The organism is Bdellovibrio bacteriovorus (genome assembly GCF_001592755.1).
Taxonomy (GTDB): domain Bacteria; phylum Bdellovibrionota; class Bdellovibrionia; order Bdellovibrionales; family Bdellovibrionaceae; genus Bdellovibrio; species Bdellovibrio bacteriovorus_E.
On the sequence record NZ_LUKF01000001.1, the window covers coordinates 333,216 to 344,359 of the forward strand.

Consider the following 11,144-nt stretch of genomic DNA (forward strand, 5'->3'; position numbering starts at 1 on the left):
GGGAGCAAAATGGATAAAACCTCTTCTTTCTATAGTTTAGATCCTGAAAAAGTTCTGCAAGCGGCGGAAAATGCAGGGTTTTATCCAACGGGAGAGTTCACTCAGCTGAATTCCTATGAAAACCGCGTTTTTGATATCAAATTGGAAGAAACGCCCGAACCTAATGGTCTTACAAAGAACGTCATTGCGAAGTTCTATCGCCCCAATCGCTGGAGCAAAGAAGCTATTCTCGAAGAACATGAATTCCTGCTTTCGCTGAAGAATGAAGGCATTCCGGCGGTCGCTCCCCTTTTTCAAGGTCATGACAGCACGGTTTCTGAAGTTGATGGAATGTACGTTGCGTTTTTTCCAAAAGTCTTAGGAAGAATGCCGCAAGAATTTTTAGACGGCGAACTTAAAAAAGTCGGCCGTTTGATGGCGCAAGTACATAACATTGGCGCAAAGAAGAAAGCTCTTCATCGTCCAACTTTAGATACAAGCTATTATGGTGGTTGGGATACGATCGATTATTTACAAGATTGGATCATCCCTGAAGTTCGTAACCGCTATCTGACGGCAGCTGAAGACATTCTTTACGCGATCGACGATAGTTTTGATCCTTCCGAATTCATTCGTATCCACGGGGACTGTCACAAAGGAAATCTTTTGAATAACGGTAAAGAGTTTTTCCTGGTCGACTTTGACGATTTCGTCAACGGCCCCGTGATTCAAGATTTCTGGATGCTTCTTTCTGGCGACAACGACACTTTAGATGCAGAGAAGTTTCAGATTATCGAGGGCTATGAAGAGCTGCGCGAGTTCCCCGATCATCAATGGTCGTGGGTGCCACTCTTACGTGGCCTTCGTATTATTTCTTATGCAGGATGGATCGCAAAGCGCTGGGAAGACCCTAGCTTCCCCCGTCTGTTCCCAGAATTTAATACCTATAGATATTGGGCAGAAGAAGTAGAAGCTTTAGAAAAAATCGCCTGGCAGATTCAAGGGTGATTTAAGAACCACTGAGTGATCAGCTCTGGAGCTTGCTCAAGCCACTGATGTCTTGCCGTGGGGTCGACAAAAAATTCAGTTTCAATACCGTGAGCTTTCAGTGTGTCGAAGTAAGGGTACATGGTTCCCACAGGAACGACGGTGTCTAATTCCCCATGCAAGAAAAGTGTTGGTGGGTGATTTTCAGGAATAGCCGTTGGAACAAGGCAAACAGGTCCTTTACAATCAGCGAAGGAAGCGGATTCCACGGCTAAGGCTTTAAAGACACCTGGGAAACTGACGGCCATCCGACTTGAATGATAACCTCCACTTGAAATCCCTGTGGCATAAAGGCGCATCATATTTAATTTTCCGAAACGGCCTTTCTTCATTTCTGAAAGCATTTCCGTAATAAAGTAAAAATCTTCGGAGGTTTCGTAGTCGACACCGATTAGATTTGTCATCCAAGCGACTCCGGCGATGGCTCTAGGGGCGACGACGGCAAAACCGCTATCCAGTAAAGACTGAATCAGACGAATCTCGTTATAACCACCGAAAGGCATGAGCTTCTGTCTTGAAAACTCGACGTCAAAAAAGCTTCCTTGATAAAGAACGACTGTGGGCCATCCTCCTCGCGGAGTTTTTCCTTTTGGAATTGCATAACGAACTTCACGAGTTAAATGAGGCCCCGAGATTTCCAGAGTTTGAGACGGACAAGTGATGCGATCCAAAATGCCGCTAGTTTCACAGTTTGAAGCCTGCGCATTAACGGACAACGCTGCGATTAACATTAACAATGCGAATTTCATCAAAGGCCGCCTCCATCAAGGGTTCCAAGGCATTTATAGGAGAAAGAAAATACTTTGTCCCTTAAATCAGTTGACGGTTTCGACGAGTATTTGTCAAAAGCGGCCTTAAACGGACCCGCAATTACCGTTACGTCTGTGAAAAACAGTGCACAAAGGCCTGACAAGTCCAAAGACTTTGGTAGTATCGACGCCTTCGGAGGATCTATGAAATCGATTTTTATCATCGTGTCTTTGCTTTTAACTTCATTGGCACATGCAAACAGCGGTATTTTGGGTGAATACAAAGGGACTCTAAAAGGTCAGCTGCAATACAACCCGGCAAAAGGATCAAGCACACTACGTGATATCCAATGCGATTCTGCTTTGAACATTGAACTGACGGAGCAAGGTTTATCCATCCCGTTTTCTTACTATTCTTGTAGCGACGATATCTTTAATGAATTCTTGGCTTACGTATTTGACGGAAACGACATTTACGTGGCTGACCGAAATGGAAAAGCAGATCTTGCTAAAGGAATTGTTGGTGCTATTGAACAAGACGGAACAATTCGCATCGTACGTCCGACACAAAGTCAGTTTCGTCTAGAAACAAGTTACATCACAGAGCCTTACTGCAATTTGCACATGGGCGTGAATAAGTTCACTTATACTTTGCACACGACATTGACGATGGTGCTTAAGAAGACTTCGGCGAATTCATACTACTTTGAAAGAACTCAATTGGCAGAGAACATCCACACGGTCTACATGGGCCTTCCACCAAGAACAGAGCGTGGTGCTTGCGAGAAGATTCGCAAATCTTTGTCTCGTGAAAACCTTGTTTCTACTCAGCTTCGTGCGGTCTCTGGCACGCTAGTTAAGTAATTTCAATTTAAGATGGCGATAGACCTTACGTTTAAGACCTATCGCCCTCGTTATCTTCTTAGTTATTGGAAACAAGCTGACATTTAAAAGTTGAACTGATGTCAGACTGTTTTTGTCCTCTTAAAGTCAAAGACTTCAAATTTACATTTGAGCCGTTAATTTCATAAACAGCTTCAAAATCATTCGCAGAGTTCGTCGCACTCTTTAGATAAATGTGATGGATGCCTTCTTCATTCTGATTGTAGAACGCTGTCGCATCGTTATTAATGCTAGTACCGCTATAGTTGTAATACTGAACGGAACCACAATTTCTTGAAGGGCATTTACCCGGAACCGCAAAGACGGCGTCGTATTGCGCATCGTAACTGACCTGAAGCAAGCGCGGTCCCGAAAGTTCCGTTGCAATCACCTTAAAATTTAAGTCAGTGAATCCATACGAGACTTCTGCGGTTTCTACGCATTTTACTTCCTGTACACTTATCGACTTTTCCACAAGTGCATGTGCATAACTTCCGACGAACAACGCTGCCATCAATAACATTTTTACTTTCATTTTTCCTCCTAGGATTTGTTCCTACATTTAGTGTCTATGTTGCGTTGATCTTAAATATTCTTAAATTATGTATTTGTATAATTCATATATTTCAGTTTATTATCATTTTTAATGAGTTTACTCAGCCCTTCCCTTGAAGCTTTCTGGGCCGTCGTCCAAAAGGGCACGGTCCTGGAAGCGGCTAAAATGGTGAATCTCACGCAGACAGGCGTGACCCAAAGAATCCGGAGCTTGGAAAAGCAACTGGGGGTCACCTTATTCACCAGATCTAGAAAAGGGATGCGTTTAACAAACGAAGGGGAATCTCTTCTTCGCTATGTGAAAGCGGCCCGTGACTTAGAAGGCGAAACCCTTTCAAGCATTGGTGGAAAGAAACAGAATACTTATTTTGAAGTTTGCATAAGTGGGACTTCCACGCTGATGCGCTCACGCATGATTCCGAAAGCTGCTGCCGTGATGAAGAAATATCCGAACCTGAGAGTTCGCTTTGATCTTACCGACACGGACAGCATTCTCGGAAAACTTAAGACAGGCTTTGCTCAAATGGGTGCCCTTCCCGTTAACCATGTGGGTTTAGAGCTTGATTCGAAAGTAATGATGCCAGAACGCTATTACCTTGTTGGGCCATCAGCGTGGAAGAAAAGAAAGCTCGAAGACATTGTGGCGAATGAAACCATCATGGATTTTGATCCCAATGACACTATGACATTGGATCTTTTAAAGAAATACAAAATCACGAAATTTTCAAAGCACCGCCATTACGCTAATAACATCGATGCATTGACGTCTTTGATGGTTGCAGGTGTTGGATACTCTACCCTAACTGAAGAGTTTGCGCGTCCTTTTATTAAAGAAGGATCGCTGACATATCTGTCGCAAGAAATGTTTTTGGAATATCCAGTTGCGCTTGCATGGTATCCTCGCAGTGAAATGCCGCCCTACTTTAAAGCTTTGATTGATGCGTTCACCAAAAAATCTTAGTGGCGCATTGTGCGGTTCCAAGTTGCCACTCCCATTCTGGAACTGATTTTCAAAACGAACCCCACTAGCCGTCTCCAGTTCTGTTAAAACAGTTGTGACACATGTTTTTGCGTGGCTTCGCCTTTGCAATGCGCTCCTGCAGCTGATCTTAAGATCGGTCTCAAGTAGAGTTACGAAAAAATAAAAAAGTATTTCGTTTACTTTCTTCGAGAGATCTAAGATATTAGGAATAACTCTAATGAAAGGAGGCCATCATGATTATTATGATGTTGAATAATAAAAACCTGAACGATTCCAACGTGCACGGACAAGACGTGGCCTCCGAAATCCAATTCTAGAGACCAAGTTCTGTTCTAATCCACGATAAAATCGAACTTACATCACCCAAGTTATGACTTGCTTACCGGCATTTTCATTCTTGGTTTAACCCAAAATAATTTTAAACGTTTTTCAGGACGATTTTCGTCTTGAAGGCACTTTTATTTCAACTCTTGCCTCAGCGTAGATCAGCGGCCTTTGATCAGCGCTTTTGCAAGCATTATCAATCCTGAGGAGGAAGCTATGAACGCGTTATTGCGTAAAAAGAAAGAATGGGAATTCGAAAACGAGCGGTATTTACTGAAACTCGTTTCTACCTCTGCGGATGTGACTGTTGAAAGCGTAAAAAGGGCCGGTCTGATAACAAGCTTCCTCGCGTACCTAGTGTACAAATCACTGGGAGTGATGCTTGCAATAGCTGCTGCTATTTTCAGAGGACCGCAACTTGTGCGCTTAGTTTCTCCACAACATGCTTTCGAGCCTGTGGAGGCAACATTCCATCTGCTTGAGTCCCAAATAAAGAACCCTTATTCCTTAAGGTAATTCTTTTGGGGGGACCCGTCGGGTCCCCTGTTTTGGTGACTACTTACCTTTGATGCCAAGCTCTTGAGCCTTACGAAGAAATTTTTTAATTTCTTCTGGCTTTCTATTTTTCACAGAATCAAATTGGGTGACACTGACAGGTTTTATACCGCAGAATTCCATCACGGTGGTTTTCATCATGCGGATCGCGGGATCGCGATTGATGATCCAGTTGTACCACCAGGGTGCATCGGTCGTGAAAATAATCCGGCCAGTTCTTCCCTTAAGAAGACGATCCCAGAATGGATCGGTCTTGTGGTATTTGAAAGCAAATCCCGGCAGCAACGTACGATCTAGAAAACCTTTTAACAAAGCAGGCACAGTTCCCCACCACATTGGAAAGGCGATCACGATGTGTTCCGCCCATAAAATTTCTTTCTGGGCTTGAATTAGATCCGGCTCTAGTTCTTGAATTTTTAGATAACCTTTATGAAGAATCGGGTCGAATTTAAGATCCGCAATATTCATAAGTTTTACGTCATACCCGGCCTCTTTTGCCGAATTCGTATAAACTCGCGCGAGCTCACTTCCTAAGGCCTCAACATTGGGATGACCATTAATCACAAGGATCTTCTTCATAAAATGCCTCCGATATAAAGAGCGACAACAAAGAGAATCTGAATACTTCCACGGACAAGTGCTGATGGAGGCTTCGCCCCACGAAAACGGATTTCATTCTTCGCGGCGTAGTAGTTTGCCGGAAACACAAGAATTAAGAATACGATTAAAGCCCAAGCCGCATACGGACGAGTCACTGGATCAATAAGGTCTATGGCACCGACAATTTCAAGAACGCCCGTAAGATAGACCCAAAACATTTTCCACGGGATGGCCGGAGGAATCATTTTCGCAAATTCATGACGAAGTGGTGTGAAATGACTGATTCCGGCAAAAAGGAACATTTGAATCATCACCCATAGCGGAACTTCCTTCCAACTCGGGAGAAATCCAAAGACCATGGCACCTAGAGCCAACAAACAGAATACAATCAACATTCGATAAAACCCATTGAACTTCTTCATGTTACCAATGTTAACATAAATGTGACCATTGTAAACATCCATAAAGCGTGTTAGACTTTTTTCATGGCTAAAACATATCATCACGGCGATTTAAAATCTGAGGCGGTTAAAAAGGCCGTTGAAATCATTCAGAAAAAGGGTGAGGTCGATTTTACGTTACGTGAAATCGCTCAAAGTCTTAAAGTGAGCCATACCGCTGTTTACCGTCACTTTACTTCAAAGCAAGACCTGCTTTCCTACATTGCCGAAGAGGGCTTTCGTGCTTTTAGCGAAAAAATGATGAATGAGGTCCCTAAAGGCAAAACCGTTCGTCAGAAACTTCGCATTGCTGGAAAAACGTATATAGAGTTTGCTTTGAATAACGTCGGTCATTATCGAAGTATGTTTCATCAAGAACTTCGTTGCGCGACTGAACAGCGACCGGAATTAGAACAGGTCGGCGCAGAAGCATTTATGACCTTGATGGACTTGATTTCAGAGGGAATGAAGAATCAGGTCTTTAAAAAGGACGACCCAAGAACAGTCGCGCGCTTTGTTTGGTCTTCTATTCACGGTTTTTCAATTTTACTTTTAGACGGCCAATTTGAAAGCCTGCAAAGCAAAGCCTCGATTCAAGATGGCATTGATCACCATCTTGAAATGATTGAACGAGCTCTGTTGAAATAATTAATTCTTTTTTACCTGCTCATACAGTGGCATCACTTTAGGTAAAAGTGCTGTGATCTTCTTGATACGAGTTTCATCGGCTGGATGCGTGCTTAAGATTTCAGGAGGCTTTCCTCCCCCTTGTGCTGCCATCTTCTTCCAAAGATTCACGGCTTCTTGCGGGTTGTATCCGGCGCGGGCCATTAACTCTAGCCCCATATCATCGGCTTCGGTTTCTTGGCCGCGGCCATACGGAAGCAAAATCCCCAACGTCACCGCTTGGTCGGCGTAACCGATGTAGGATGGATCGACTTTACCCGTCGCTAGAATCACTTGAGCAAGACCGCTTTTAATCAGCTCTTGCGACATTCTTTCACGGCTGTGTTCGCGAAGTGCATGGGCAATTTCATGACCCATGATTGCGGCGATCTCTGCATCCGTCAGCTGAAGCTTATCAATGATGGCTGAATAGAACATGATCTTTCCACCAGGCATACAGAAGGCATTGATTTCGTCAGACGTAATGACATGAACCTCCCAATCCCACTTCAAGGCATCTGAACGATACACGGAAGTCTGGGGGATCAACTTTTTTGCGATTGCTTGAACTCGCTCAACTTGTTTTGGATTTTTATCCAAGGCTCCTTTTTTTTGAGCGTCGGCCTTCATTTGATTGTAGGTCTGCGCTGCCATGTCGTTGATTTGACCTACTGGTAATAACAGCTGCTTACGGCTGACGCCGATTTCACCTTCGTTCGTTGAAGTGGCGCAAGAAGCGATAAAAAACATCATTGGGAAAATAGCTAAAATTCTCATTCCTAAAAGCTAGCACAAGCGGAACGCTCCTCAAAGAAGGCGTCGGATTTTTTGTTTCGACGCAGATCTTTGCGCCAATCATCCTTACCTTTGCGGGTTTAAGCACAACGACAGATAACTTTGGATTCCCAATAGAGTTTCACCTTTGGCGATATCGCCCATCGCAAACTGCATCAAATCAGAACGCCGCGGTCGTGACCAAGCTCGTCATGGGACTTTTTCTGCGAAAAGGCCGCACATTCGGGTTATTTCCTTTGAATGAGTTTAAACTTCATTCTATATTTTCAAGGCTTTAGACATCCTAAAACTGGAAAAAGGACCGACTATGAATAAGATCAAAGTTGCTAATCCCGTCGTTGAACTCGATGGCGATGAAATGACAAGAATCATCTGGAAGTTCATCAAAGAAAAATTGATCCTTCCTTACCTAGATATCGACATCAAGTATTACGACTTGGGCATGGAACATCGTGATGCTACGAACGACCAAGTGACTGTGGACGCTGCAGAGGCGATCAAAAAGTACAACGTGGGTATCAAGTGCGCGACAATCACTCCAGACGAAGCTCGCGTTAAAGAATTCAACTTGAAACAAATGTGGAAATCACCAAACGGCACTATCCGTAACATCTTGGACGGTACTGTTTTCCGTGAACCGATCATCTGCAAAAACGTTCCTCGCCTAGTTCCTAACTGGACAGCTCCAATCTGTATCGGTCGTCACGCATTCGGTGACCAATACCGCGCGACTGACTTCGTTACTAAAGGCAAAGGTAAATTGACTGTCACTTTCCAACCTGAAAACGGTGGCGAAACAATCACTCACGAAGTTTACAACTTCAAAGGTGATGGTGTTGCATTGACTATGTACAACACAGATGAGTCTATCACTGGCTTTGCTCGTTCTTGCTTCAACATGGCTCTTCAAAAGAAATGGCCTTTGTACCTTTCTACGAAGAACACAATCTTGAAAAAGTACGACGGCCGTTTCAAAGACATCTTTGAAAACATTTACCAAACTGAATTCAAAGCGAAGTTCGACGCTGCTGGTATCACTTATGAGCACCGTTTGATCGACGACATGGTTGCTTCTGCATTGAAATGGAATGGTAACTTCGTATGGGCTTGTAAGAACTACGACGGTGACGTTCAGTCTGACACTGTAGCGCAAGGTTTCGGTTCTTTGGGTCTTATGACTTCAGTTCTTGTGACTCCAGATGGAAAAACAATGGAATCTGAAGCAGCTCACGGAACAGTGACTCGTCACTTCCGCCAGCACCAACAAGGTAAACCGACTTCGACAAATCCAATCGCTTCTATCTTTGCTTGGACTCGTGGTCTTGAGCACCGTGGAAACTTGGATGGCAACACAGATCTTGTGAAGTTCGCACAAACTTTGGAAAAAGTGTGTGTAGAAACTGTTGAAGCTGGTTTCATGACAAAAGACTTGGCTGTTTGTATCTATGGCGACAAAGTTCCTGCTGATAAATACATGAACACAGAGCCGTTCCTTGAAAAGCTGGATTCAAATTTGAAAAAAGCTCTTTCAATGTAATTAGATTTTAAAATCTGATTCTTCAAAGCCCTCGTGAAAACGGGGGCTTTTTTATTTCGCCTTCGCACTCTCTAAAATTTCGACAATCTTGGTAAGCTTCTTTCTGCGCGCGTGAGCCAGCGGCGTGATGCCATCGACATCGGGAATATTTGGATCCGCCCCGGCCTCAATAAGAATTTTTACGACCTCTTGATAGCGAGGACTTCCGTCACCAAGAACCACGGCCTCCATCAAGGCTGTCCAGCCCAGCTGATTGCGATGATCCAGATTTATTTTCGTCTGCACAAGTTCACGCACCACTTCGACGTGACCCTTTTCTGCGGCAGGAATAAGTGGAGTGGCTCCGTGGCGATCTAAGACTTTGAAATTTGGTTTTGCTTTCAGCATAAGTCTTAGAATTTGCAGACGCCCATCGGAGCCTGCGCGCAGAAGTGGAGTTTCGTGCTTAGCATCTTGGGCATTCACGTCAGCGCCCGCAGAAATTAAGAGCCACGCGATCTCGACATCATTATTTTCCGTCGCAATCAAAAGCGGAGTTCGTTTCTGGGAATCAGTGACCTCTAAATTGACGCGTTTTCGCAAAGCCTCTTTGACTCCCGCCACATCGTGTTTCTTTACGACATCCAATAAGGAAATAGACCGAGGAAATGCTTCCATGGATACCTCCCCTCCAAAAATACTAAACACTCTTCTAGTATAAACCCTCCAGTTGAAGTGAAGAGGTCCTGATCGATGACAAATGTTTTTTCGCACTGGCGTAGGCACAGTCCCTTTCGAGTTTTATAATGAAAAGAAAAAGGAGTTGTTATGAGGATCGTAGCAGTTCTGATATTTCTATTTGCCGCCGCAACGGCTGAAGCCAAGCCCTTGCAAACCGTTAAATACGTGGATCTGACGAGATATCAAGGTGTCTGGCACGAGATAGCCTCGATCCCACAATTCTTTCAAAGAAAGTGCGTGAAGGACACGACCGCCGAATACACGGTCTTATCCAGCGAAGAAGTGAAAGTCCTGAATTCTTGCACCACTGCAAAAGGAGAACGACTTTCAACAGAGGGCCGAGCCAAAGTCGCGGATGCCGAAACAAACGCGAAACTCGACGTGACCTTCGCGAATTTCAAAGACAAATATTTCTTTCTGTTAGCAGGCAAATACTGGGTTATCTATCTAGATAACAACTATCAGATCGCCGTTGTAGGACACCCGACTAGAGACTACGGATGGATTCTTTCAAGAACACCGTCGTTACCTGAAGCCACGTTAAAAGACCTGGCCGATTTCCTTCTGATCCGAGGCTACGACACTTGTAAATTTATGACGACTCCACAAGAAGGCGGATTAACGGAAAAACAAAAACTTTGTGAGTGGAATAAATAAAAAAAGCTCAGTCACTGCGACTGAGCTTTCTATTTTGTTTTTCGGGGAAAACTATTTTACACGGACTTTCAATTTGTACTTCGCATTCGAAGTGCAAGTTGATTCCATCGCCACAGTGGAACATTGCATTTTGCCGCAGTTCAAAGAAAGAACCTGATTTTCTTTATTCAATTCTTTGATCTCTTTTTTCCAATCAGCACAAGCCGTCTTCCAGTTCGTGCGAGCCTCTTTCAAAAGCGGCGCCGCCTCCCCTTCAACTTCATCCTCACCATTCACAATTTCAAATTCATTGTCCGTCTTCTTACCCTTTTTAATCTCAATAGTAGTATCCCCATCCGCCGGGATATCTTTAACACCCACAGACTGAGCCAAAGCAAAAAGAGGAAGCATCAAAACCAAAACCAAAATCTTCTTCATAACAAAAACTCCTATAAACCCCATTAATCCTACCCGAACCCCAAAAACCGACAACAACCCACTTTTACGCACCCCAGTCGGAAAAAATCCCCTGGCACCTTTTAAAAAAATCCCAGTTGCCGCACCGAAGTGCAAAAAAGAAGCAGGCACCTCCAAATGACGCAAGCAGGCACTTTTCGGGTTGGATGTAACTCGATGTTTTATATTCGCGAACTACGTCCATAGAGAGAAATTTGGGT

14 protein-coding genes are annotated in these 11,144 nt (G+C 44.0%); 7 read left to right on the forward strand and 7 right to left on the reverse strand.

All coding sequences use genetic code 11. From position 1 onward, the window contains the following. Window positions 1-9: 9 nt before the first annotated feature. Window positions 10-987, forward strand: a complete 978-nt coding sequence (locus AZI85_RS01655; protein ID WP_063242654.1) for a serine/threonine protein kinase — start codon at window positions 10-12, stop codon at window positions 985-987. On the opposite strand, the gene AZI85_RS01660 is transcribed toward AZI85_RS01655, so the two are convergent. Beyond that, entirely contained in the window at window positions 978-1,775 is a 798-nt protein-coding gene (locus tag AZI85_RS01660; protein ID WP_063242440.1) for an extracellular medium-chain-length polyhydroxyalkanoate depolymerase, read from the reverse strand. The two genes, AZI85_RS01655 and AZI85_RS01660, sit on opposite strands and share 10 nt — an antisense overlap. A gap of 204 nt (window positions 1,776-1,979) precedes the next feature. On the opposite strand from AZI85_RS01660, the gene AZI85_RS01670 reads away from it, so the two are divergent. Beyond that, window positions 1,980-2,639 carry a hypothetical protein gene (locus AZI85_RS01670; RefSeq protein ID WP_063242442.1) on the forward strand — a complete coding sequence of 220 codons (660 nt, stop codon included), beginning with the start codon at window positions 1,980-1,982 and terminating at the stop codon, window positions 2,637-2,639. A gap of 58 nt (window positions 2,640-2,697) precedes the next feature. On the opposite strand, the gene AZI85_RS01675 is transcribed toward AZI85_RS01670, so the two are convergent. Next, the gene (locus AZI85_RS01675; RefSeq protein WP_063242443.1) at window positions 2,698-3,192 is read right to left on the reverse strand and encodes a hypothetical protein; all 495 of its coding nucleotides are present in this window, start codon (window positions 3,190-3,192) and stop codon (window positions 2,698-2,700) included. A gap of 111 nt (window positions 3,193-3,303) precedes the next feature. Here AZI85_RS01675 and AZI85_RS01680 point away from each other — a divergent pair, with 111 nt between their 5' ends. Next, window positions 3,304-4,173 carry a LysR family transcriptional regulator gene (locus tag AZI85_RS01680; RefSeq protein WP_063242444.1) on the forward strand — a complete coding sequence of 290 codons (870 nt, stop codon included), beginning with the start codon at window positions 3,304-3,306 and terminating at the stop codon, window positions 4,171-4,173. A 561-nt stretch (window positions 4,174-4,734) separates the two neighbouring features. Further along, a complete protein-coding gene (locus AZI85_RS01685) occupies window positions 4,735-5,034 on the forward strand; it encodes a hypothetical protein (protein ID WP_063242445.1) in 300 nt (99 codons plus the stop codon). Window positions 5,035-5,073: 39 nt separating this feature from the next. Here AZI85_RS01685 and AZI85_RS01690 read toward each other — a convergent pair whose 3' ends face one another. After that, entirely contained in the window at window positions 5,074-5,652 is a 579-nt protein-coding gene (locus AZI85_RS01690; protein WP_063242446.1) for an NAD(P)H-dependent oxidoreductase, read from the reverse strand. Continuing rightward, complete coding sequence (locus AZI85_RS01695; protein ID WP_253720783.1) at window positions 5,649-6,068, reverse strand: DoxX family protein; 420 nt, start codon at window positions 6,066-6,068, stop codon at window positions 5,649-5,651. The genes AZI85_RS01690 and AZI85_RS01695 overlap by 4 nt, the downstream gene beginning before the upstream one ends. Window positions 6,069-6,158: 90 nt before the next feature. Between AZI85_RS01695 and AZI85_RS01700 the strand changes: the two genes are divergently transcribed. Next, window positions 6,159-6,761 (forward strand): TetR/AcrR family transcriptional regulator, encoded by a 603-nt coding sequence (locus tag AZI85_RS01700; RefSeq protein WP_063242447.1) that lies wholly within the window; start codon window positions 6,159-6,161, stop codon window positions 6,759-6,761. Here the strand turns inward: AZI85_RS01700 and AZI85_RS01705 are convergent, their stop codons facing one another. After that, a complete protein-coding gene (locus tag AZI85_RS01705) occupies window positions 6,762-7,556 on the reverse strand; it encodes a M48 family metallopeptidase (RefSeq protein WP_063242448.1) in 795 nt (264 codons plus the stop codon). 325 nt (window positions 7,557-7,881) lie between these two features. Between AZI85_RS01705 and AZI85_RS01710 the strand changes: the two genes are divergently transcribed. Continuing rightward, window positions 7,882-9,111, forward strand: a complete 1,230-nt coding sequence (locus AZI85_RS01710; RefSeq protein WP_063242449.1) for an isocitrate dehydrogenase (NADP(+)) — start codon at window positions 7,882-7,884, stop codon at window positions 9,109-9,111. A gap of 51 nt (window positions 9,112-9,162) precedes the next feature. Here AZI85_RS01710 and AZI85_RS01715 read toward each other — a convergent pair whose 3' ends face one another. Continuing rightward, on the reverse strand, window positions 9,163-9,768 hold the full coding sequence (locus tag AZI85_RS01715) for an ankyrin repeat domain-containing protein (RefSeq protein WP_081110876.1): 606 nt from the start codon (window positions 9,766-9,768) through the stop codon (window positions 9,163-9,165). A gap of 150 nt (window positions 9,769-9,918) precedes the next feature. Here AZI85_RS01715 and AZI85_RS01720 point away from each other — a divergent pair, with 150 nt between their 5' ends. Further along, window positions 9,919-10,488, forward strand: a complete 570-nt coding sequence (locus AZI85_RS01720; RefSeq protein ID WP_063242450.1) for a lipocalin family protein — start codon at window positions 9,919-9,921, stop codon at window positions 10,486-10,488. 51 nt (window positions 10,489-10,539) lie between these two features. Here the strand turns inward: AZI85_RS01720 and AZI85_RS01725 are convergent, their stop codons facing one another. After that, complete coding sequence (locus AZI85_RS01725; protein WP_063242657.1) at window positions 10,540-10,905, reverse strand: hypothetical protein; 366 nt, start codon at window positions 10,903-10,905, stop codon at window positions 10,540-10,542. Window positions 10,906-11,144: the final 239 nt, after the last annotated feature.